This window comes from Janthinobacterium sp. SUN120 (assembly GCF_030397735.1).
Classification (GTDB): domain Bacteria; phylum Pseudomonadota; class Gammaproteobacteria; order Burkholderiales; family Burkholderiaceae_D; genus Janthinobacterium; species Janthinobacterium kumbetense.
Genome location: NZ_JAPUBW010000002.1, coordinates 1813145 through 1835485, shown reverse-complemented (window position 1 = coordinate 1835485; position 22341 = coordinate 1813145). Strand labels below are relative to the sequence as shown.

The window sequence follows — 22341 nt, the reverse complement described above, 5'->3', positions numbered from 1 at the left end:
TGACCATAGCAAGTTGGTCCCACCCCTTCCCATCCCGAACAGGACCGTGAAACAACTTTGCGCCGATGATAGTGCTGCAACCAGTGTGAAAGTAGGTTATCGTCAGGCTTGTTATTCGCAGTAGAGAAAAACCCCGTCAGAAATGGCGGGGTTTTTTTCGTCTGGCGTTTTTATCAGCAGACAGGTGTAAAAAAAGGCACCGCTACGCGGTGCCTTGCTCATTTGTCATCGCCATTAAAAATGGTAAGCGACTTTGATGTTCATGTAATTGACGCCGCTATTTGGTTTCTTGTAGCCGCCGTTCGAGAAATGCTGGATCTTCGCAGCGACTTCCCATTTGTTATTGAAGATATAGCCAACGCCGATATGGTCGCCGAACTGGAAGTGCGTCGACAGGCGGTTATCGTCGTTATCGTACAGCTTGGACAGCATGTGCACGCCAATGCCGCCCTCCGCATAGAAGCCCAGCTTGTTCGTGTTTTCAAAGCGGAACACGGGGGTAAAGCCCAGATCCCACAGTTTTTGATGCTGGCCAGGGACATTGCGATAGCTCTTGCCATCCCAGCCACCGATGCTGGCATCCCAGTAACCGCTCAGTTGTGTGCCATTCGATACGAACCAGGCCTTATCCCAGTTCGAGGTCACGCCGGCGCGTACCATTTGTACCTTCACGCCCTTGGCATATTCGCCGTAGACGGAGTCGATCAGTTTGTCGTCAGCGGCAAAGCCGGCGTTGGCTGCCATCAGCGCGGTAATGGCAGCGATGGATTTGAGGATATTCTTCTTGAAGGACATAGAGGCTTTCATCGTAAAATTGGCCGTAAGGCTCGTCTTGTTTGCGCAGACACCCAGTTTTGCACAGTGTTCCCGCCACCCGTTTGATTTCAGAGGTTCAATTGACATTCTCTACAAAAATCGCATTTCTCGGTATCGGTCTGATGGGGGATCCGATGGTCCGGTGCCTGCTGCGCGCTGGATATTCTGTCACAATTTGGAATCGCACGCACAGCAAGGCCCAAGTCCTGCGTGAGGCAGGGGCGCAGCCCGCCGTTTCCGTGGCCGAGGCGGTCAATGGCGCGGACGTGGTCATTTCGATGCTGGAAGCCGGGCCCATCGTGGCGCAGGTGCTGCAAGAGGCGCTGCCAGCCTTGCGTGCAGGGGCGCTCTGGGTCGATATGAGTTCCACCAAGCAAGCAGAAGCCCAGCAATTCCATGCCACCTTGCAGGCGGCAGGCCATGCCTTCATCGATGCGCCCGTCTCGGGTGGCGTCGGCGGGGCACAGGCGGGCACCCTGGCCATCATGGCCGGTGCCAGCACCAGCGATTACGCGCGGGTTGCAGTGATTCTGTCGGCCATGGGGCGCCCGACCCTGGTGGGGCCGGCCGGCAGCGGCCAGGTTGCCAAGCTGTGCAATCAGCTGATCGTCGGCGCCACCCTGAATATCGTGGCGGAAGCGTTATTGCTGGCGCAGGCGGCCGGCGCCGATGCGAGCGCCGTACGGGCAGCGATACGCGGCGGTTTTGCCGAGAGTAAGATTCTGGAGGTGCATGGCCAACGTATGCTGGAACGCAATTTTGTTGCCGGTGGACAGGTGAAAAGCCAGATCAAGGACATGCACAACATCCTCGCGGCAGCGGAAGCGGCCCACGTCACCTTGCCGGTGACGCAATTGGTGACGCAGCGCTATGAAACCCTCGCCGCCAGCCACCCGACGGCAGACCACGCTGCTGCCTTGCTGGCCCTGGAAGCGTTGAATCCGGGCCAGCGCCTGGGCACCGGTCCGGATAAGCTGAGCTGACTTACGTGACGGGCAGGCTCGCTTCGGCCAGCTTGACCCAGAAACTGGCGCCGATGGGCAGCAGATTGTCATTGAAGTCGTAGCTGCCATTGTGCAAGACGCACGGACCCAGGCCGTGGCCGCCATCGCGGTGTTCGCCATCGCCGTTGCCGATGAAGATATAGCAGCCAGCTTTTTCCTGCAGGAAAAACGCGAAGTCTTCCGCGCCCATCGTCGGTTCGACATTCGCGTTGACCTTGTCGGCGCCCACCACGCTTTTCATCACTTCCACGGCAAACGCCGTTTCCTTCGCGTGGTTGACCAGCGGCGGGTAGTTGCGCTTGAAGTGGAAATCGACTTCCGCGCCAAAGGCGGCGGCCGTGTGCACGGCGATGTCGCGCATGCGCTCTTCGATCAGGTCCAGCACGGGCGTGGTGAAGGTGCGCACGGTGCCGACCAGGCTGGCGTCATCGGGAATCACATTGGTGGCGCTGCCCGCATGGATTTGCGTGATCGACAGCACGGCCGTGTCGAGCGGACTCTTGTTGCGCGTGATGACGGTTTGCCAGCTTTGCGCGATTTGCACGGCCACCATGACGGGGTCGATGCCCTTGTGCGGCTGGGCAGCGTGCGCGCCCTTGCCTTTGACGGTGACGTGGAATTCATTGCTGGACGCCATCATTGGCCCTTCCACCACGCTCAGGGTACCCGTTTCCGCGCCTGGCCAGTTGTGCATGCCGTAGATGGCATCCATGGGAAAGCGTGTAAACAAGCCGTCTGCTATCATTTCGCGCGCGCCGGCGCCGCCTTCTTCCGCCGGCTGGAAGACGAGGTAGACCGTGCCATCGAAGTTGCGGTGTTGCGCCAGGTAATGGGCGGCGCCGAGCAGCATGGCCGTGTGGCCGTCGTGGCCGCAGGCGTGCATCTTGCCCGGATGGCGTGAAGCATGCTCGAAGGTATTCATTTCCTGCATCGGCAAGGCATCCATATCGGCACGCAAGCCGATGGCGCGCTTGGACGTGCCATGCTGGATGATGCCGACCACGCCAGTGCGGCCTAAGCCGCGTACCACGGGAATGCCCCATTCCGTCAGTTTGGCGGCGACCACGTCCGAGGTGCGCTGTTCTTCGTAGCACAGCTCGGGATACGCGTGCAGGTCGCGGCGGATACCTTGCAGCTCGGATTGAAACGCCAAGATCGGATCAACTAGTTTCATGGGACTCTCCTGTGGATGCTGGCGCGCAGCAATGTATGGCGCGCCGAACCGCGCTTGTTTGATCAAAAACAGACGCGGCTAATAGTGCATTGTAGCCCTTGTTTGCCGGGTAAATCCAGCGCACGGACGTGCTTGCCACGGCGCCAACAGCAAGCGCGCGGAATGGTTTACAGTATCGCCTTCCCCCAACGTTTTTGGATTGCCCCCATGACCACCACCCAAGTGCGCGCCGCCTGCCCGCTCGACTGCCCCGATACCTGCGCCTTGCTGGTCACCGTGACCGACGGGGTGGCAACAGCCGTCAAGGGCGATCCCGACCATCCGACCACGGCGGGCGTGCTGTGCACCAAGGTGTCGCGCTTCACGGAGCGCACCTACCATGCGGACCGGCTGCTGCATCCGCTGCGCCGCGTGGGCAAGAAGGGGGAAGGCAAGTTCGAGCGTATCAGCTGGGAAGAAGCGCTGCAGACCATCGCGGCCCGCTTGAAACCGATCGCCGCGCGCGATCCGCAGGCGATCTTGCCGTACAGCTACTGCGGCACCATGGGCCTGGTGCAGGGCGAGTCGATGTCGTCGCGTTTCTTCAACCAGCTCGGTGCTTCCTTGCTGGACCGCACCATCTGCGCCTCGGCGGGCGCCACGGGCTACCGCTACACGGTGGGCGCCAGCATCGGCACGGACCTGGAACAGTTCCAGAACGCCAAGTTGATCATCATTTGGGGCGGCAACCCGATCGCCTCGAATTTGCACTTCTGGATGCGCGCGCAGGAAGCCAAACGCAATGGCGCCACCCTGATCGCCATCGACCCCTACCGTTCGTTGACGGCGGAAAAGTGCCATCAGCACGTCGCCTTGCTGCCGGGGACCGATGCGGCCCTGGCGCTGGGTTTGATGCATGTCTTGATTGTGGAAGATTTGCTCGATCATGATTACATCGAGCGCTACACTGTTGGCTACGATGCCTTGAAACAGCGGGCGCTGGAATGGCCGCCCGAGCGGGTGGCCGAAGTGTGCGGCATCACGGCCACGGAAGTGGTCGACTTGGCGCGCCTGTACGGCCAGGCGTGCCGCTCCGGCGAGGGCGCCGTCATCCGGGCCAACTACGGCGTGCAGCGCGTGCATGGCGGTGGCATGGCCGTGCGCAATATCGCCTGCCTGCCCGCCCTGACGGGCGCCTGGCGCCATCCGGCCGGCGGCATGCAGCTGTCGAGTTCGGGTTCCTTCCCCATCAACCGCAAGGCCCTGCAGCGCCCCGATTTGCTCAAAGGCACGCCGCGCACCATCAATATGAGCACCATCGGCGACGATCTGCTGAAAACGGCGTCGCCCGAGTTTGGCCCGCAAGTCGAAGCCGTGATCGTCTACAACTCGAATCCGCTGGCCGTGGCGCCCGATTCCTCGAAAGTGGCGCAGGGGTTTGCCCGCGAAGACTTGTTTACGGTCGTGCTCGAACATTTCCAGACCGATACCGTCGACTACGCCGACATCGTGTTGCCCGCCACCACGCAGTTGGAACACGTCGATACGCATGCCACCTATGGCCACCTGTACATGATGGCGAACAATGCGGCCGTGGCGCCGCTGGGCGAAGCGAAGGCGAATACGGAAATCTTCCGCCTGCTGGCCCAATACATGGGCTTTGATGACCCGTGCTTCCAGGAAAGCGACGATGCGCTGGCGGCCAAGGCATTCGATGCGACGGATGCGCGCGCCGTGCATTTCGACTGGGAATCGCTGAAGCGCACGGGCTGGCAAAAGCTGGTCATGCCGGAAGCGCCATTTGCCGAGGGCGGTTTCCCCACGCCATCGGGCAAGTGCGAGTTGTATTCGGAAGCCATGGCGCTGGCGGGCCTCGATCCCTTGCCGGCGTATATCGCGCCGCACGAATCGCAAGCCAGCAATCCCGCGCTGGCGGCCCGCTATCCGCTGGCCATGATTTCCCCGCCGGCGCGCAATTTCCTCAATTCCACCTTCGTGAACGTGAAAAGCCTGCGCGCGGCCGAAGGCGAGCCGCACCTCGATATCCATCCCGACGATGGCGCCGCGCGCGGCATCGTGGCCGGTGACATGGTGCGCATCTTCAATGACCGCGGCAGCTTTGTGGCCAAGGCCAGGGTGACGGACAAGGCGCGACGGGGCCTGGTGGTGGGCTTGTCCGTGTGGTGGAAGAAACTTGCCAGCGATGGCAAGAACGCCAACGAAGTGACCAGCCAGCGCTTGACGGACATGGGCCGCGCGCCGACCTTCTACGATACGCTGGTTGAAGTGGAAAAGGCTGCCTGACCATGGCGCGCTGGCCGGCCCGCTTGCTCGTCGGCACGGTATGCCTGCTGCTGGGCGGCTGCACGCAGTTGCGCTACTACACGCAAGCGGCGCAGGGGCAATATGCACTGTGGTCCGGCGCGCGCCCTATCGGCGACTGGCTCGATGACCCGGCTACCGAGCCGCACCTGAAAGTGCGTCTGGCCAAGGCGCAGCAGATCCGCCGCTTTGCCGTCAGCGAGCTGGACTTGCCCGACAATGGCAGCTACAAGAACTATGCGGCATTGCGGCGCCCGTTTGTGCTGTGGAACGTGGTGGCCACGCCGGAATTGTCGCTGCAGCCGCTGCAATGGTGTTTTCCCATCGCCGGCTGCGTCAGCTATCGCGGCTATTACAGCAAGGAGGAGGCGCTCGCGTATGCCGACGAGTTGCGGGCCCAGCATTACGACGTCCAGGTGGGTGGCGTGCCCGCGTATTCCACCCTGGGCTGGTTCGACGATCCCCTGCTGTCGACCTTTATTCACTACAACGATGCGGAACTGGCGCGCCTGATCTTCCATGAGCTGGCGCACCAGGTGGTGTACGTGCCTGGCGACTCGGCCTTCAACGAGTCGTTTGCCAGTGCCGTGGAAGAGGCCGGCGTGCAGCGCTGGCTGGCGCGCGAGGGCAATGACAGCATGCGCGCGGCGTATGCCCAGTATGCGGCGCGGCGCCAGGATTTCCTGGCCTTGCTATTGAAATACCGGGGCGAACTGGAGTCCGTGTATGCGAGCGACGCCAGCGATGCGGACAAGCGCGTGCGCAAGGCGCAGGTATTTGCGGCATTGCAAGAAGCGTATCAGGTCCTGAAGCAAAACTGGGGTGGTTTTGCCGGTTACGACCGCTGGTTCGAGCAGCCATTGAGCAATGCGCACCTGGCTTCCGTGTCTACCTACAATGAATTTTTGCCTGCCTTCAAAAAATTGCTGGAAGAAAAAAAGAACTTTCGTGCTTTTTATGCTGCAGTGCACACAATGGCCCAGATCAAGAAGCCTGAGCGCAGGCAGGCGCTGGAACAATTATCCAGCCCGTGACCCGTAAAGATTGTCCCGGACATCAAGGCGAACGATCCTGCAACAGCGTATTTATCATGTTGCAGTGCAGCACAAAATACCCCTAGAGTTGCCGCTCGAATACTGTTGAAAGCGCTTGCATGGAAGCCCGGCGCCCGATAGCATCGCATTAGTAGCATAGAGCAATTGCTCGTCAGAATGCTCAAACTGACTGCAGGACGACAGAATCCGCAGCAATGATCCGCGCCGGCAGGGTGCGCCGGCTCCCCCACGATTATTCGAGACAAGAGGCACAGGATGGAAAAAATTTGGCTGAAGTCGTATCCTCCCGGCGTCCCCGCCGACATCGATCCTGATCAATATCGTTCGCTGGTGCATTTGCTGGAAGAAGCGTTTCAGAAATATGCGGATCGCAATGCCTATGTCTGCATGGACAAATTCCTCACCTATGCCGAACTCGATACCTATTCGCGCCAGCTGGGCGCCTGGCTGCAAAGCCGCGGCCTGAAGAAGGGGGCGCGCGTCGCCCTGATGATGCCGAACGTGCTGCAGTATCCGGTGGCCATCGCCGCCGTCTTGCGCGCCGGCTACACGGTGGTCAACGTCAACCCTTTATATACGCCGCGCGAACTCGAGCATCAGCTCAATGATTCGGGCAGCGAAGCCATCATCGTGCTGGAAAACTTCGCCCATACCCTGGAACAGGTGCTGGGCAAGACGGCCGTCAAGCATGTCGTCGTCGCCAGCATGGGCGAAATGCTCGGTGGCTTGAAGGGCATGATCGTCAATTTTGTCGTGCGCAACGTCAAGAAGATGGTGCCCGCGTATTCCTTGCCGAACGCCATGCGCTTCAAGCAGGCGCTGGCGCTGGGCAGCCGCATGAAACTCACGCCCGTCGAGCTGAGCGTCAATGACGCTGCCTTCCTGCAATACACGGGCGGCACGACGGGCGTGTCGAAAGGCGCGACCTTGAGCCACCGCAATGTGATCGCCAATGTGCTGCAGAGCGAAGCGTGGTCCGGCGCGGCGCTCGACCAGAACAGCAAGGAACAGATGATCGTCGTCTGCGCCTTGCCGCTGTACCATATCTTTGCGCTGACGGCGTGCGCGATGTGGGGCACGCGCGTGGGCGCCCTGAATATCCTGATCCCGAATCCGCGCGATATCCCGGGCCTGATCAAGGAGCTGGGCAAGTACAAATTCAACCTGCTGCCAGCGGTCAATACCTTGTATAACGCACTGGTGAACCACCCCGATTTCGCCAAGCTCGATTTCTCGGGCTTGAAGATCGCCAATGGCGGCGGCATGGCGGTGCAGCAAGCCGTCAACGACAAGTGGCTGCAAGTGACGGGCGTGTCCATCATCGAAGGCTATGGCTTGTCGGAAACATCGCCCGTCGCCACCTGCAACCGCGCCGACAGCACGGCGTTTTCCGGCACCATCGGCTTGCCCGTGCCTTCGACCGACATCGCCATCCTCGACGACGACGGCAAGGAAGTGCCGCTGGGCCAGACGGGCGAGATCGCCATCCGTGGGCCGCAAGTGATGAGCGGCTACTGGAACCGTCCCGACGAGACGGCCAAGGTGATGACCCCCGATGGCTACTTCAAGTCGGGCGACGTGGGCATCATGGACGAGCGCGGCTACGTGAAAATTGTCGACCGCAAGAAAGACATGATTCTCGTCTCCGGCTTCAATGTGTATCCGAACGAAGTCGAAGCCGTCATCGCGGCCCATCCTGGCGTGCTCGAGTGCGCCTGCGTGGGCGTGCCGGACGAACACTCGGGCGAAGCCGTGAAAGTGTTTGTTGTGCGCAAAGATCCGAACCTGACTCAGGCAGTGCTGGCCGCGTACTGCAAGGAACAATTCACGGGTTATAAGCGGCCGAAATACATCGAGTTCCGCGATGAACTGCCGAAGACCAACGTCGGCAAGATTTTGCGTCGCGCCCTGCGTGACGAAACAAAGATAGCAGCATAAACAGTGTGGGATGCGCCAGGAGGCGCGTCCCTTTTACAGATAAAGATGAGGCGAGATGGACAAGATTTGGTTGAAGTCGTACCCGGACAGCGTTCCCGCAGAGATTGATTGCACGCAATACCGTTCCGTCACGCATTTGCTGGAAGAGTCGTTCCAGAAATATGCGGACCGCAACGCCTTCGTGTGCATGGATAAATTCCTCACTTACCGCGAGCTTGACCAGCTGTCGCAGCAGATGGGCGCCTGGCTGCAAAGCAAGGGCCTGCAACCGGGCGCGCGCGTGGCGATCATGTTGCCGAACGTGTTGCAGTATCCGGTGGCCATGGCGGCGATCTTGCGCGCCGGCTACACCGTGGTGAACGTCAATCCGCTGTACACGCCGCGCGAATTGCAGCACCAGCTGATCGATTCGGGCAGCGAAGCGATCATCGTGCTGGAAAACTTCGCCACCACGGTGGAACAGGTATTGCCGCACACCCAGGTCAAGCATGTGATCGTCGCCACCATGGGCGACTTGCTCGGTGGCTTGAAGGGCACCATCGTCAACTTTGTCGTGCGCAAGATCAAGAAAATGGTGCCCGCGTTTTCCTTGCCGGGCGCCATCAGCTTCAACAAGATGCTGGCCGAGGGTGCGCGTTTGACCTTGACGCCGGTGCAGCAGGGACATGACGATATCGTCTTCCTGCAGTACACGGGCGGCACGACGGGCGTGTCGAAAGGCGCGATGTTGTTGCACCGTAACGTGATCGCCAACGTGCTGCAAAACGAGGCGTGGATGTCGCCCGTGATGACCAAGGAAATGCGCGCCACCTCGATGGGCTTCATGTGTGCCTTGCCCCTGTATCACATCTATTCGCTGACGGTCAGCGCCCTGATGGGCATGCGCCTGGGCGGCATGAGCGTGCTGATCCCCAACCCGCGCGACATCCCCGGTTTCGTCAAGGAGTTGTCCAAGCACAAGATCGTCGTCTTCCCGGCAGTTAATACTCTGTATAACGCGCTGCTGAACAATGCCGACTTCGCCAAGCTCGATTTTTCCAGCTATAAAGTGTGCAATGGCGGCGGCATGGCCTTGCAGCGCAATGTGGCCGAACGCTGGCTGAAATTGACGGGCTGCCCGCTGATCGAAGGCTATGGCATGTCGGAAACGTCGCCTGTGGTGACGGGTAACCGTGTCGACATCACGGAATTCACGGGCACCATCGGCTTGCCTTTCCCGTCGACGGAAGTGGCGATTTTGAACGACGATGGCGTGGAAGTGCCGCTGGGCGAACCGGGCGAAATCGCCGTGCGTGGCCCGCAAGTGATGGCGGGATACTGGCAGCGTCCGGACGAGACGGCCAAGTCGATGACGGCCGACGGCTATTTCAAGACGGGCGACGTGGGCGTCATGGACGAGCGCGGCTACGTGAAGATCGTGGACCGCAAGAAAGACATGATCATCGTTTCCGGCTTCAATGTGTATCCGAACGAAGTGGAAGACGTGGTTGCGTCGTGCCCGGGCGTGCTGGAATGCGCCTGCATCGGCGTGCCGGATGCCAACTCGGGCGAAGCCGTGAAAGTGTTTGTCGTGCGCAAGGATCCGAACCTGACGGTGGAACAGATCCGCGAGCATTGCAAGCATGAGTTGACGGCGTACAAGAAGCCGAAATACATCGAGTTCCGCGATGAATTGCCGAAAACCAATGTCGGCAAGATCTTGCGCCGTCAATTGCGCGACGAAAAGAAAGCGGCTTAACTCGCCGCCAGGGCTGTGTCCGCCGCCACGGCTTGCCGTGGCCGGGCGGGCAAGCCGAAGCAGGGACGCAGCCAGCTCACCTTGCTGATCAGCAGCGACGTCCCCAGCCAGCAGGTCGCCACCGTGCCTGCCAAAATCAGCAGCGGCTCGAGCACGGGGCCCAGTTTTAACGGCACCAGCCAGTAGGCCAGCAGCACGATCGCGCTCTGGTGCAAGATGTACCAGGGAAAGACGGCCTGGCGCGCCCATGGCAGCCAGGCAAACGGTTTATTCAGCAAGGTGTGCGACCAGCCCAGGATGGCGCAGATGGCCAGCCACATGTACAGGTTGCGCATGGGCCAGGAGCCAAACGAGGCCCAGGTCAGCAGGTTTTCCGAAGCCACCAGGTCAAAACCAAGATACACGGCAAACGCGCAGGGTGCCAGCAGCAGCGCCTGCCAGCGCAAGCGCGCCAGTTCCTGCCACCCTCCCTTGTCATTGCCCAGCCACCAGCCATACAGATACATGGTGAAATAGATGGCGTGCGCGTACCAGTCCTTGAGCAGCGCATGGGTTTCCGGATAGCGCAGCTTCAGGAAAGCCGTTGCCGCCAGCGTTGGCAGGGCGGGCAGGACCAGCAGGCGCCAGCCGCGCAGGCCCGCAAACAGCGGTCTTGCCTTGGCCAGCAGCGGCTGCAAGGCCACCAGCACGATGGTGTACAGCAGCAGGTACACCAGATACCACAGATGGTTCCACGTAAAACTGGTCTTCCAGCCCGTAAATGCGCCGGCCGGCCAGGCATGGCCGCCAAAGTAATGCAGCAGGAATGGTCCATAGCCAGGCTCGACCAGGCCGTTGCTGACGCCCTCGCAATACGGTTGCACGGGGATCACCACCAGCACGCCAAACAGCAAGGGCAGCAACAGGCGCTTGACCCGGCGCCACAGGAACGCACCGCTGGACGCCTGCGTCATCATGGCGCAGGACACGCCGGAAATGAGGAACACGATTTCCATGCGCCACCGGTTGATAAAGACCATGGGAAAGTTCAATGTTTCCGTCAGGTAAGTACTTTTCATGTGGAACGCGGCGCCATCCAGGTACAGCATGGCCGTGTGGTAGACGATCAGCAGGCTGAAGACAAGAAAGCGCAAGGCATCGATATCGTAACGGCGGGAATCTGTGGTCATGGTTGTGGGGTCCGTCGGTCAGGGAATGCCCCAGCATAGGCAGGCCGCCCGGGGGGAACCAGCGAAAAGTGATCAATCGCGGGCTGTTTGTGACGAGCGGTGGCGCTGGGACGGCTTTGGGACCTTACAATCATGCAACTTATTCACTGTCCGCCGCCATGCGCCTGTCTTCCACCGATTTGTTGCAACGATATCAACGCTGGCGCCAGATCGCCGAGCCAGCTTTCTGGATCGTCCTGTATCTGCTGCAAACGTCGCTCAACTGCTGGATCAGCTGGGCCGACCGCGTGCGCGCCGGGCTCGATACGCCCTTCTGGGAAGTGGCCGTGTGGGAGTGGAGCAGCAACCTGGTGCTGCTGGCGCTGGTACCTGTGGTGATCCTGGCTAACCAGTTTCGCCCCTTGCACCTGGTTTTCCAGCGCCAGAACCTGCGCTGGCATCTGGCCGCGTCGCTCGTCTACAGCCTCGTGCATGTGCTGGCCATGGTGGCCTTGCGCAAACTGGCTTACTGGAGTCAGGGCAGCGACTACGATTTCGGTAACTGGTGGCGCGAGTTGCCGTATGAATATATCAAGGATGTACGTACTTACTTCTCCATTTTATTGTTCACGGGCTTTTACCAGTTGCTGCTGATGCGCTGGCAAGGCGAAGCGACCCTGCTGGGCGAGCCCGATGAAGGGCCTGCCGTGGAACCGGTGCAGCAGCCGGAACGCTTTCTGGTGCGCAAGCTGGGCAAGGATTTTCTGTTGCCGGCCGTTGAGATCGAATGGATACAGGCGTGGGGCAATTATGTGAACCTGCATGTGCGCGGCCACGACTATCCGCTGCGCTCGACCATGGCCGCCATCGAGCGCCGCCTCGACGGCAAGCGCTTCCTGCGCGTGCACCGCAGTTACATCGTCAACCTCGACTTTGTGCGGAGCATCGTGCCGCTGGAGTCGGGAGATGCGCGCGCGGTGCTGTCCACGGGTGGCGAAGTACCCGTCAGCCGGCGCTACCGCGACGCCTTGAAAAGCATAGGCTAGATGCGTTGTACGCCAGCCTTGCCGTCCTGGACGGTGAAACTGGCCAGTGTCGCGATGGCCGACGCGCTGTCGCGCACGTTTTCCAGGCCCTGGAACAGGGCCGTGGTTTTCTCTGGCGTGATGTCCAGCAGCATGTAGCCGCGCTTGTCGCTGCGGCCGTAGCGGATGTGCGGGTTCATCGCCACGTACTGCTCCGTGCGCGCCTGCGGGCGGGAACTCGAGGTGATTGAGGTACCGCAGAATTCGGTGGCCAGCACGGGATTATCCTTGCTGGCGGGGCGCATGGCGTTGCGGCTCAGTTCCGTGGCATAAAAGGTGTGCACGTCACCCGACAGCACCAGCGGGTTGCGCGCGCCGCTGCTGCGCAGGGCATCGAGCAGGTGCTGGCGCGCCACCGGGTAGCCATCCCATCCATCGGTCCAGATGCGCTCGTCGCCTGGCCGCGCGATGGGCACCTGGCTCGATTGTGCCATCAGGGTTTGCTGGGCCAAAATATTCCAGTGCGCGGGAGAATTGTCGAGTCCCGCTTGCAGCCAGCGCTGCTGTTCTTCGCCCAGCATCGTGCGTTCGGGCTTGCGCAAGTCGGGACAGTTGCGCGTGGTGACGGAATTCGAGCCGCCGCGGCCCGGCCTGGCGCACGCATGGTAGGCACGGTATTGCCGGTCGTCCAGCACGTGGAAGCGCGCCAGGCGGCCCCAGTCATAGCGCTGGTAGATGCGCATGTCGACAAAGCCACGCCGGCCCAGCGGCAGCAGGCGCAGCGGCATGTGTTCATAGAATGCCTGGTAAGCGGCTGCGCGGCGCTGCAAAAAGGTGGGCGTGAGCAACTCGTCGCGGTCATTGCCATAATCGTTGGCCACCTCATGGTCATCCCAGGTGACGATCCACGGCGCAGCCAGGTGCGCGCCCTGCAAGTCGCGGTCGCTCTTGTATTGCGCGTAGCGGGCGCGGTAGTCGTCCAGGGTAAAACTTTCATGCGTGCGCACGGCCCGGTTCGGGTGCTGCAGCTGGTATGGACCCCATTCGTAGATGTAGTCGCCAAGGAAGGCCACCAGGTCGGGCGCGGCGGCGGCGATGTGCCGGTGCGCCGCGTAGGCGCCGAATTCCCAGTGCTGGCACGAGGCGACGGCCAGTTTCAGCGAAGAAGGCATGGCGCCAGGCTCGGGCGCCGTGCGCGTGCGGCCCACGGGGCTGACGGCGTCGCCCAGCATGAAGCGGTACCAGTACCAGCGTCCGGGCGCCAGGCCGCCCACATCGACGTGCACGCTATGCGCGAGGGCGGGCGTGGCCGTGGCCTGGCCCTTGGCGGCGATGCGCCGGAACGCCTCGTCGTCCGCCACTTCCCAGCGCACGTTCAGGGCGATGGCGGGCGTGGCGCTGGCATGCAGCGGGTCGTAGCAGATGCGCGTCCACAGCACGACGGCGTCCGGCAAGGGCGAGCCGGAAGCGACGCCGAGCGCAAACGGGTAGCCGGCGCCATTCAGGCGCGTGGCGGCGCTCGCGCTGGAACCGGACAGCACGCTGCCGGCGGCGGCCAGCGCACCGATGCGGGCGGCGCTCTGCAGGAAGATGCGGCGCTGGCTATCCATGCCGTCTGAAAATAAAACGTGGGATTAATGTAACAGCGACAATCAAGGCGACAGCAAGGTCTCGATCGGCGGCACTTTGCGCGGTTTGCGGTCGGAGTCCGTCGCCACGTAGATCAGGGTTGCTTCCGTGACTTTCACGATGCATGCCTGCAGGCGGTTGCGTTCGGCATACACCTCGACATTGACGGTGATCGAGGTATTGCCAACCTTGACGATGTCGGCGTAGAAGGAGAGCAGATCGCCGACGAAGACGGGGTTTTTAAAGACGAAGGAGTTGACGGCGATGGTGGCGACACGGCCGTTAGCGCGCCGCGTGGCCGGCAGGGAACCGGCGATATCGACCTGCGCCATGATCCAGCCGCCGAACACGTCGCCGTACACATTGGCGTCGGACGGCGCTGGCATCATGCGCAATTCCGGCATTTTTCCGGCGGGCAGGCCGGAGGCGAGGCAGTTGTCGGGACGGTCGGGGGAGGTGCTCATCTTTTATTCTCATGAAAGGCTACAATTGCCCCGATTGAACCATAAAAAGCCGACCTTCGCCATGCGCCGTTCCCAGACTCCCCCTCCGCCCCGCTCGCCAGCCTCCGCCAGCCACAGCGATTTCGCCACCATCAAGACCTTGCTGCCGTATCTATGGGTCTACAAATGGCGAGTGCTGCTGGCGCTGCTATGCCTGGTGGGCGCCAAGCTGGCCAACGTGGGCGTGCCCCTGATCCTGAAAAAACTCGTCGACGCCATGACGATCACGGCTGCCCATCCGCAAGCGTTGCTGGTGTTGCCGGTCGGCTTGCTGGTGGCGTATGGCTTGCTGCGCCTGTCGACCACCCTGTTTACGGAATTGCGCGAATTCCTGTTCGCGCGGGTCACGCAGCGGGCCGTGCGCACCATCGCCCTGCAAGTGTTCCGCCACCTGCATGCCTTGTCCCTGCGCTTTCACTTGAACCGGCAAACGGGCGGCATGACGCGCGACATCGAGCGTGGCACGCGCAGCGTCGGCTCGCTCATTTCCTACACCCTGTTCAACATCCTGCCGACCCTGGTGGAAATCACCCTCGTGCTCGGCTACCTGGTCTTGCACTACGACATCTGGTTTACCGTCATCACGGCGGTGGCGCTGGTGTCCTATATCGCGTTTACCGTGCTGGTGACGAACTGGCGTACGCATTTCCGCCGCACCATGAACGACCTCGATTCGAAGGCGAATACCAAGGCCATCGATTCGCTGATCAACTATGAAACCGTCAAATATTTCGGCAACGAGGATTACGAGGCGAAGCGCTACGACGAGGGCTTGCAGCGCTATGAATCGGCCGCCGTGAAATCGCAGACTTCCTTGTCCCTGCTCAATACGGGCCAGTCGCTGATCATCGCCACGGCCGTTACCCTGATTCTGTGGCGCGCCACGGTGGGCGTGATCGCCGGCACGATGACCCTGGGCGACCTGGTGCTGGTGAACGCCTTCATGATCCAGCTGTATATTCCCCTCAATTTCCTGGGCGTCATTTACCGCGAAATCAAGCAAAGCCTGGCCGACATGGAACGCCTGTTTTCGCTGCTGAACGAGAACCGCGAAATCGCCGATACGCCGGAAGCCAAGCCGCTCGTCACGCGGGGCGCTGCCGTGCGCTTTGCGCATGTGGATTTCAGCTATGAAGCCAAGCGGCAAATCCTGTTCGACGTGGATTTCCAGATTCCCGCCGGCACCACGACGGCCGTGGTGGGGCATAGCGGCTCGGGCAAGTCGACCCTGTCGCGTTTGCTGTTCCGCTTCTATGAAGTCGATGGCGGCGGCATCACCATCGATGGCCAGGACTTGCGCGCCATCACGCAGGATTCCCTGCGCGCGGCCATCGGCATCGTGCCGCAGGATACGGTGCTGTTCAACGACACCATCGAATACAACATTGCCTACGGCAAGCCGGGCGCCAGCAAGGAAGCCATCGTGGCGGCGGCGAAAGCGGCGTCGATCCATGATTTTATTGAAAGCTTGCCAGATGGCTACAACTCCATGGTGGGCGAGCGAGGGCTAAAACTGTCGGGCGGCGAAAAGCAGCGCGTGGCCATCGCCCGCACCTTGCTGAAAGACCCGGCCATCCTGATCTTCGACGAAGCCACCTCGGCGCTCGACTCCAAGGCCGAGCAGGCGATCCAGTCTCAGCTGAAGGACATCGCCAAAAACCGCACCACCCTGGTCATTGCGCACCGCCTGTCGACGGTGGCGGATGCCCAGCAAATCCTGGTGCTCGACCATGGCCGCATCGTCGAGCGGGGCACGCATCCGCAATTGCTGGCGCTCGATGGCCTGTACGCGCAGATGTGGCAACGCCAGCAGGCAAATATGGACGACGAGGCGCAAGAGGACGAGTTGGCGGGGCTGGCGCCGGCAAAATAAATCGGGAAGGCGAAATCAGTAGGAAAAATGCTACAGCCGCGCCGATTCAGGCGCGCGTATAGCGCCTATTTGCGGGCAATCGCAGAAAACGGCTAGTCCAGCGCTGAAAATGAAATAAAATTAATTCCATTGGTGGCGTCTGCACCACAGTTGTTTCGTTCGGAGTCCATCCGGTTTGTCCGCCCAGGAGAATTTATGAAATTGACCAAAATCATCGCCACGCTGCTCAGCGTCGGTGTCATCAGCAGCATGTCGCCAGTCCAGGCTCAGGAATTGACCGGCACCTTGGCCAAGATCAAGAAAGCCGGTTCCGTTACCCTCGGCGTGCGCGACGGCTCCGTGCCTTTCTCCTATCTCGATGACAAGCAGCAATACCAGGGTTATTCGATCGACCTGTGCATGAAAGTCGTCACGGCCCTGCAAAAGCACCTGGGCCTGAGCGAACTGAAAGTGGTGATGAGCCCCGTCACGTCGGCCAATCGCATCCCGCTGATGGCCAACGGCACCATCGACCTCGAATGCGGCTCGACGACGAACAACCTGGAACGCCAGCAGCAGGTGGCATTCGCCCCTACCATGTTCGTCATCGGCAACCGCGTGCTGTCGAAAAAAACCTCGAATATCAAGACCCTGGAAGACTTGCGCGGCAAGACCCTGGTCGCCACGGCCGGCACGTCGACCATCAAGCAGATGACCATCCTGAACAAGGAAAAAAACCTGGGCATGACGATTGCCGTCGGCAAGGACCACCCTGAATCGTTCCTGATGCTGGAAACGGGCCGTGCGGTGGCCGAAGCCAATGACGATATCCTGCTGGCGTCGCAAGTGGCCAACTCGAAAAACCCGAACGACTACGAAATCACCAAGGAAGCGCTGTCGGTCGAGCCGTACGGCATCATGCTGCGCAAGGGCGATCCCGCCTTCAAGAAAGTGGTCGATGATGCGCTGATCCGCCTGTACAAGAGCGACGACATCAACCGCATCTACGCGAAATGGTTTACCTCGCCGATCCCGCCGAAAAACATCAACCTGAAATTCCCCATGCCGCCGCAATTGAAGGCGGTCTTCACGAATCCGACCGATTCGGGCGACCCGGCTGCTTATGCGGCCGTACCGGAAGCGCAGAAGACCTCGGACAAACGGAAAAAATAACAAGAGTGCGTAACAAATCGGGGGGCGCAAGCCTCCCGTTTTATTTACGGGACGGGTGGCGGACAAGCCGCTTTCCTTGAGCTGCATGGAAGGATGATCATGAATTACAACTGGAATTGGCGCATTTTCTGGGAGATTTCTCCCGATGGCGTGGGCACGTACATGGACACCCTGTGGTCTGGCCTCGTCTGGACCCTGGCCACGGCCGGTGCGGCGTGGATCATGGCGCTGATATTGGGCCTGGTGATCGGCACCATCCGCACCCTGCCGAACAAATGGCTGGTGGGCGTGGCCAATGCCTACGTCGAATTGTTCCGCAACGTGCCGCTGCTGGTGCAGATGTTCCTCTGGTATTTCGTCATGCCGGAGCTGCTGCCGCCTGACCTGGGCGCCTGGGTCAAGTCGCTGCCGAATGCGCCTTTCGTCACGGCCGTGCTGTGCCTGGGATTCTTTACTTCGTCGCGCGTGGCCGTGCAGGTAACGACGGGCATCGAGGCGCTGCCGCGCGGGCAGAAACTGGCCGGCACGGCGCTGGGCCTGACCCTGCCGCAAACCTACCGCTTCATTTTGCTGCCGATGGCCGCGCGCGTCATCATGCCGCCGCTGACCAGCGAATTTTTGAACATCATCAAGAACAGTTCCGTGGCGCTGACCATCGGCCTGATCGAACTGACGGCCAGCGCGCGCGCCATCCAGGAGTTTTCCTTCCAGGTGTTCGAGGCGTTTTCGGCCGCCACCATCATCTACGTCGTCGTCAACCTGCTGGTGGTGGTGCTGATGCACCTGATCGAAAAAAAGGTCGCCATCCCGGGCTTCATCGTCGCCGGCGCCAAGACGGGAGGACATTGATATGTTCGGTAATTTCGACTTCGATGTCATCTCCCGCTCGTGGGTCTACCTGTTCCAGACCGGCATGGTCTTCACCCTGAAACTGACGGCGCTGGCCATGGTCGGCGGCATCGTGCTGGGCACCCTGCTGGCGCTGATGCGCCTGTCCGGCAACCGCATCGTCTCGGGCGTGGCGTCGAGCTACGTCAACCTGATACGCTCGATCCCGCTGGTGCTGGTGATCTTCTGGTTCTACTTCCTGGTGCCGTACATCGCCGCCTGGGTCATCGGCGCGAACGAACCCGTGAAAGTGGGCGCGTTTTCTTCCGCGCTGATCACCTTCATCATGTTCGAGGCGGCCTACTATTGCGAGATCATGCGCAGCGGCATACAGTCGATCCCGCGTGGCCAGGTGTGGGCCGGCCAGGCGCTGGGCATGAATTACCGGCAGACGATGGGCAGCATCGTGCTGCCGCAGGCGTTCCGCAACATGATCCCCGTGCTGCTGACGCAAACCATCGTGCTGTTCCAGGACGTGTCGCTCGTGTACGTGCTGTCGATTCCCGATTTTGTCGGCGCCGCCTCGAAGATCGCCCAGCGCGACGGCCGCTTGGTGGAGATGTACGTGTTTGTCGCCGTCGTGTATTTCGTGCTGTGCTATGCCTTGTCGTTCCTGGTAAAACGCCTGCAGAAACGCGTCGCCATCATTCGCTAACCGAAAAAGAAAGAACAAGATGATTGAACTCAATAACGTCAGCAAATGGTATGGCCAGTTCCAGGTACTCACCGACTGCACCACCAATGTCGCCAAGGGCGACGTGATGGTCATTTGCGGCCCTTCCGGCTCCGGCAAGTCGACCCTGATCAAGACCGTCAACGGCCTTGAGCCGATCCAGCAGGGGCAGATCATCGTCGACGGCATCAGCGTCAACGATCCGAAAACGAATTTGTCGAAACTGCGCGCGCGCATCGGCATGGTGTTCCAGAATTTCGAGCTGTTCCCGCATTTGTCGATCCGCGAAAACCTCACCATCGGCCAGATCAAGGTGCTGGGCCGCAGCGCCGACGAAGCCAATGCCAAGGGCTTGAAATACCTGGACCGCGTGGGCCTGCTGTCGCAGCAGGATAAGTTCCCGGGCCAGCTGTCGGGCGGCCAGCAGCAGCGCGTGGCGATCGCCCGCGCGCTGTCGATGGACCCGATCGCCATGCTGTTCGACGAACCCACGTCGGCGCTGGACCCCGAAATGATCAACGAAGTGCTCGACGTGATGGTAGGCCTGGCGCAGGAAGGCATGACGATGATGGTCGTCACGCACGAAATGGGCTTTGCCAAGCGCGTGGCCAACCGCATCGTCTTCATGGATCAGGGCAAGATCATCGAGGATTGCAGCAAGGATGACTTCTTCAACACGACGCGCTCGGACCGCGCGCGCGACTTCCTGGCCAAGATCATCCATTAATTTTTTTTGAAGTTGAGTACGAATGCCTGTCATGAAACAAATAGCCGACGCCATGCTGGCGCTGGGCCTGCTCGCCCATGCCCACGCGGCCGACAAGATCGCCGTTGACATCGCCTTGCGCGACGCCACCCTGATCGACGTTGCTGGCGGTCGCGCCGTCAACGGCAAGACCGTGCTGCTCAAGGGCGACAGCATCGTCGCCGTCGTCGACGACGCGCAGTTGCGCAGCTATGCGCCGAAGCAGACCATCCGCCTGCCCGGCAAATACCTGATGCCGGGCCTGTGGGACACGCATGTGCACTTTGGCGGCGGCCCCGAACTGATCGACGAGAACAAGCAGTTGCTGCCCCTGTACCTGGCGCACGGCATCACCACGGTGCGCGACTGCTCGGGCGACTTGCCCGACACGGTGCTGGCATGGCGCCGGCAGATCAACGCAGGCCAGTTGCAAGGCCCGACCATCTTCACGTCGGGCGCCAAGCTGGAAGGCATCAAGCCGCTGTGGAAGGGCACCATCGAAGTGGGCACACCGCAGGAAGTCACGCGCGCGCTCGACGGCCTGCAGGCGCAGCAAGTGGACTTCGTGAAGATCACGGAAAACACGCTGAAGCCTGAGTTGTACCTGGAAGCGCTGCGCCAGGCGCGCGAACGGGGCATGCGCACCTCGGGCCATATCCCTGTGCAGCTCACACTGGAGCAGATGGCCGATGCGGGCCTGGGCACGATCGAACATCAATCGTATTTGCTGCGCGCCACCACGCCGCGCGAGCAGGAGCTGACGGACAAGGTGGCCGCCGGCGCGATGACGGGCAAGGAAGCCATGCACGCAAGCGTGCAAAGCTACGACGAACCGACGGCGCGCAAGGCCTTCAGTTATCTGGCCGCGCGCGGCACGGCCATCGTGCCTACCCTGTGGGGTTCGCGCGTGACGGCTTACCTGGACCGCGAAGATCACACGCACGATCCGGCCCTGCAATACATCGGCAAGGGCTTGCGCGCCACCTACGACTGGCGCGTGCAGCGCGCCGCCAAGGATGGCCCGGAAGCGATCGCCCTGCGTCACGCGCAGTTCGAGCAATCGGCAAAGCTGCTGCCGATCTTGCAGCAGCAGGGCATGAGCATCATCGCGGGCACGGATGCGGGCTTTTTGAATTCCTTCGACTACCCGGGCCAGGCCTTGCACGATGAAATCGGCCTGTACGTGCAGTATGGCTTGACGCCGCAGCAAGCCTTGCAGTCGGCCGTCATCAACGGTCCCCGCTTCCTGGGCAAGCTGGATCGCTACGGCAGCGTGGCGGCGGGCAAGGCGGCCGATCTGCTGGTGCTCGACGCGAATCCGCTGCAGGACATCGGCGCCACGCGCCAGATCCGCCTGGTGGTCAGTCGTGGCCAGGTGTACGACCGCGCCGCGCTGGACCGGATGCTGGCCGATATCCGCGCCTGGGTGGCGAAGCAGGAGCTGGTACCGGCCAAGTCCTGATTCGCATGTGATCCTGCGGTTGAAAACGGCCGGTGCTTACCGACCGTTTTGTTGTCTGCTAGGCCGGGGCACCGGCTTCCCCGGCCTGTGCTGCAGCCTCGCGGCTGGTAAAATGGCGCTATTCGCAATGACCGCCTGAGAGCAGCCGCCATGTCCAAACTCGATCACACCCAGACCGCCGTTCCATCCTCCATCACCATCACCCGTCCGGATGACTGGCATTTGCATCTGCGCGATGGCGCCGTCATGGCCAGCGTGCTGCCGCACAGCGCGCGCCAGTTCGGCCGCGCCATCGTCATGCCGAACCTGAAACCGCCCGTCACCACCACGGCCGATGCCGCCGCCTATCGAGAGCGCATCCTGGCCGCCGTGCCGCAAGGCGTGAACTTCGATCCGCTGATGGTGCTGTACCTGACGAACAACACCTCGCCCGACGAAATCCGCCGCGCGCAGGATAGCGGCATCGTGCAGGCCGTCAAATTGTATCCGGCCGGCGCCACGACGAATTCCGACCTGGGCGTGACGGATTTGAAAAATTGCTACAAGGTGCTCGAAGTGATGCAGGAAGTGGGCATGCCCTTCCTCGTGCACGGCGAAGTGACGGATCCGGAAATCGATATTTTCGACCGCGAAGCCGTCTTCATCGAGCGCGTGATGCGCCCGCTGCGCAGCGCCTTCCCGGCCCTGTCCGTCGTGTTCGAACACATCACCACCAAGGATGCGGCGCAGTATGTGGCCGAAGCGGAAGGCCCCATCGCCGCCACCATCACTGCGCACCATCTGCTGTACAACCGCAACGAGATTTTCAAGGGCGGCATCCGCCCGCATTACTACTGCCTGCCCATCCTCAAGCGCGAAGAGCACCGCTTGGCGCTGATGACGGCGGCGGCCAGCGGCGACGAGCGCTTCTTCCTCGGCACCGACTCGGCGCCGCACGCGCAAGGCGCCAAGGAAATGGCCTGCGGCTGCGCCGGCTGCTACACGGCCCTGCATGCGATGGAAATGTATGCGGAAGCGTTCGAACGGGCCGGCGCGCTTGACAAGCTGGAAGCGTTCGCCAGCTTCCACGGCCCCGCCTTTTACGGCGTGCCGCGCAACACGGACACCATCACCCTGAAGCGCGAAAGCTGGACCTTGCCAGCTTCGCTGCCGCTGGGCGACAGCCATGTGATTCCGCTCAATGCGGGCGAGCAGATCAACTGGAAAATGGTGTAATT

18 protein-coding genes and 1 rRNA gene are annotated in these 22341 nt (G+C 61.3%); 14 read left to right on the top strand and 5 right to left on the bottom strand.

Annotated features, from left to right (window positions below; genetic code table 11):
• Positions 1-108: ribosomal RNA gene (gene rrf, locus O0879_RS17975) — 5S ribosomal RNA — on the top strand; the annotation flags it as partial.
• Positions 109-234: 126 nt separating this feature from the next.
• Here the strand turns inward: rrf and O0879_RS17970 are convergent.
• Positions 235-795, bottom strand: coding sequence for an acyloxyacyl hydrolase (locus O0879_RS17970; protein WP_289917848.1), 561 nt, complete (start codon positions 793-795; stop codon positions 235-237).
• Between the two features lie 119 nt (positions 796-914).
• On the opposite strand from O0879_RS17970, the gene O0879_RS17965 reads away from it, so the two are divergent.
• Positions 915-1799: an NAD(P)-dependent oxidoreductase gene (locus O0879_RS17965; RefSeq protein ID WP_289917904.1), complete on the top strand. Its 885-nt coding sequence runs from the start codon at positions 915-917 to the stop codon at positions 1797-1799.
• A gap of 1 nt (position 1800) precedes the next feature.
• On the opposite strand, the gene O0879_RS17960 is transcribed toward O0879_RS17965, so the two are convergent.
• Positions 1801-2994, bottom strand: a complete 1194-nt coding sequence (locus tag O0879_RS17960; RefSeq protein WP_289917847.1) for a M20 aminoacylase family protein — start codon at positions 2992-2994, stop codon at positions 1801-1803.
• 207 nt (positions 2995-3201) lie between these two features.
• Here O0879_RS17960 and O0879_RS17955 point away from each other — a divergent pair, with 207 nt between their 5' ends.
• The 4 genes from O0879_RS17955 to O0879_RS17940 all read left to right on the top strand — a co-directional run bounded on the left by O0879_RS17955 (position 3202) and on the right by O0879_RS17940 (position 10026).
• Positions 3202-5277 carry a molybdopterin oxidoreductase family protein gene (locus O0879_RS17955; protein WP_289917845.1) on the top strand — a complete coding sequence of 692 codons (2076 nt, stop codon included), beginning with the start codon at positions 3202-3204 and terminating at the stop codon, positions 5275-5277.
• 2 nt (positions 5278-5279) lie between these two features.
• Complete coding sequence (locus O0879_RS17950) at positions 5280-6329, top strand: aminopeptidase (RefSeq protein ID WP_289917841.1); 1050 nt, start codon at positions 5280-5282, stop codon at positions 6327-6329.
• A 276-nt stretch (positions 6330-6605) separates the two neighbouring features.
• Positions 6606-8288 (top strand): long-chain fatty acid--CoA ligase, encoded by a 1683-nt coding sequence (locus O0879_RS17945; RefSeq protein WP_289912663.1) that lies wholly within the window; start codon positions 6606-6608, stop codon positions 8286-8288.
• Between the two features lie 55 nt (positions 8289-8343).
• The gene (locus O0879_RS17940) at positions 8344-10026 is read left to right on the top strand and encodes a long-chain fatty acid--CoA ligase (RefSeq protein WP_289917839.1); all 1683 of its coding nucleotides are present in this window, start codon (positions 8344-8346) and stop codon (positions 10024-10026) included.
• Here O0879_RS17940 and O0879_RS17935 read toward each other — a convergent pair.
• A complete protein-coding gene (locus O0879_RS17935) occupies positions 10023-11195 on the bottom strand; it encodes an acyltransferase family protein (RefSeq protein ID WP_289917838.1) in 1173 nt (390 codons plus the stop codon). The two genes, O0879_RS17940 and O0879_RS17935, sit on opposite strands and share 4 nt — an antisense overlap.
• A gap of 158 nt (positions 11196-11353) precedes the next feature.
• Between O0879_RS17935 and O0879_RS17930 the strand changes: the two genes are divergently transcribed.
• Positions 11354-12220, top strand: coding sequence for a LytTR family DNA-binding domain-containing protein (locus O0879_RS17930; RefSeq protein WP_289917836.1), 867 nt, complete (start codon positions 11354-11356; stop codon positions 12218-12220).
• On the opposite strand, the gene O0879_RS17925 is transcribed toward O0879_RS17930, so the two are convergent.
• Both O0879_RS17925 and O0879_RS17920 read right to left on the bottom strand, forming a co-directional pair.
• A complete protein-coding gene (locus O0879_RS17925) occupies positions 12217-13809 on the bottom strand; it encodes an alkaline phosphatase D family protein (RefSeq protein ID WP_289917835.1) in 1593 nt (530 codons plus the stop codon). The genes O0879_RS17930 and O0879_RS17925 overlap by 4 nt on opposite strands.
• 42 nt (positions 13810-13851) lie before the next feature.
• Positions 13852-14292: an acyl-CoA thioesterase gene (locus O0879_RS17920; protein ID WP_052139932.1), complete on the bottom strand. Its 441-nt coding sequence runs from the start codon at positions 14290-14292 to the stop codon at positions 13852-13854.
• 61 nt (positions 14293-14353) lie between these two features.
• Between O0879_RS17920 and O0879_RS17915 the strand changes: the two genes are divergently transcribed.
• The 7 genes from O0879_RS17915 to pyrC all read left to right on the top strand — a co-directional run bounded on the left by O0879_RS17915 (position 14354) and on the right by pyrC (position 22339).
• Positions 14354-16204, top strand: coding sequence for an ABC transporter ATP-binding protein/permease (locus O0879_RS17915; RefSeq protein ID WP_289907231.1), 1851 nt, complete (start codon positions 14354-14356; stop codon positions 16202-16204).
• Between the two features lie 195 nt (positions 16205-16399).
• Positions 16400-17356: an amino acid ABC transporter substrate-binding protein gene (locus O0879_RS17910; protein ID WP_099666199.1), complete on the top strand. Its 957-nt coding sequence runs from the start codon at positions 16400-16402 to the stop codon at positions 17354-17356.
• 99 nt (positions 17357-17455) lie between these two features.
• A complete protein-coding gene (locus O0879_RS17905) occupies positions 17456-18205 on the top strand; it encodes an amino acid ABC transporter permease (protein ID WP_077409318.1) in 750 nt (249 codons plus the stop codon).
• Position 18206: 1 nt separating this feature from the next.
• Positions 18207-18899: an ABC transporter permease subunit gene (locus tag O0879_RS17900; RefSeq protein WP_152254769.1), complete on the top strand. Its 693-nt coding sequence runs from the start codon at positions 18207-18209 to the stop codon at positions 18897-18899.
• Between the two features lie 19 nt (positions 18900-18918).
• Positions 18919-19644: an amino acid ABC transporter ATP-binding protein gene (locus tag O0879_RS17895; protein ID WP_099666201.1), complete on the top strand. Its 726-nt coding sequence runs from the start codon at positions 18919-18921 to the stop codon at positions 19642-19644.
• 31 nt (positions 19645-19675) lie between these two features.
• Positions 19676-21124 carry an amidohydrolase family protein gene (locus tag O0879_RS17890; RefSeq protein WP_289917832.1) on the top strand — a complete coding sequence of 483 codons (1449 nt, stop codon included), beginning with the start codon at positions 19676-19678 and terminating at the stop codon, positions 21122-21124.
• A 150-nt stretch (positions 21125-21274) separates the two neighbouring features.
• Entirely contained in the window at positions 21275-22339 is a 1065-nt protein-coding gene (pyrC, locus tag O0879_RS17885; RefSeq protein WP_289917830.1) for a dihydroorotase, read from the top strand.
• Positions 22340-22341 lie beyond the last annotated feature (2 nt).

Bases quoted from the DNA above. Each gene is read 5' to 3' on its own strand.
- O0879_RS17970 (WP_289917848.1), bottom strand. From the start codon at position 795: ATGTCCTTCAAGAAGAATATCCTCAAATCCATCGCTGCCATTACCGCG.
- O0879_RS17960 (WP_289917847.1), bottom strand. From the start codon at position 2,994: ATGAAACTAGTTGATCCGATCTTGGCGTTTCAATCCGAGCTGCAAGGT.
- O0879_RS17955 (WP_289917845.1), top strand. From the start codon at position 3,202: ATGACCACCACCCAAGTGCGCGCCGCCTGCCCGCTCGACTGCCCCGAT.
- O0879_RS17950 (WP_289917841.1), top strand. From the start codon at position 5,280: ATGGCGCGCTGGCCGGCCCGCTTGCTCGTCGGCACGGTATGCCTGCTG.
- O0879_RS17945 (WP_289912663.1), top strand. From the start codon at position 6,606: ATGGAAAAAATTTGGCTGAAGTCGTATCCTCCCGGCGTCCCCGCCGAC.
- O0879_RS17940 (WP_289917839.1), top strand. From the start codon at position 8,344: ATGGACAAGATTTGGTTGAAGTCGTACCCGGACAGCGTTCCCGCAGAG.
- O0879_RS17935 (WP_289917838.1), bottom strand. From the start codon at position 11,195: ATGACCACAGATTCCCGCCGTTACGATATCGATGCCTTGCGCTTTCTT.
- O0879_RS17930 (WP_289917836.1), top strand. From the start codon at position 11,354: ATGCGCCTGTCTTCCACCGATTTGTTGCAACGATATCAACGCTGGCGC.
- O0879_RS17925 (WP_289917835.1), bottom strand. From the start codon at position 13,809: ATGGATAGCCAGCGCCGCATCTTCCTGCAGAGCGCCGCCCGCATCGGT.
- O0879_RS17920 (WP_052139932.1), bottom strand. From the start codon at position 14,292: ATGAGCACCTCCCCCGACCGTCCCGACAACTGCCTCGCCTCCGGCCTG.
- O0879_RS17915 (WP_289907231.1), top strand. From the start codon at position 14,354: ATGCGCCGTTCCCAGACTCCCCCTCCGCCCCGCTCGCCAGCCTCCGCC.
- O0879_RS17910 (WP_099666199.1), top strand. From the start codon at position 16,400: ATGAAATTGACCAAAATCATCGCCACGCTGCTCAGCGTCGGTGTCATC.
- O0879_RS17905 (WP_077409318.1), top strand. From the start codon at position 17,456: ATGAATTACAACTGGAATTGGCGCATTTTCTGGGAGATTTCTCCCGAT.
- O0879_RS17900 (WP_152254769.1), top strand. From the start codon at position 18,207: ATGTTCGGTAATTTCGACTTCGATGTCATCTCCCGCTCGTGGGTCTAC.
- O0879_RS17895 (WP_099666201.1), top strand. From the start codon at position 18,919: ATGATTGAACTCAATAACGTCAGCAAATGGTATGGCCAGTTCCAGGTA.
- O0879_RS17890 (WP_289917832.1), top strand. From the start codon at position 19,676: ATGAAACAAATAGCCGACGCCATGCTGGCGCTGGGCCTGCTCGCCCAT.
- pyrC (WP_289917830.1), top strand. From the start codon at position 21,275: ATGTCCAAACTCGATCACACCCAGACCGCCGTTCCATCCTCCATCACC.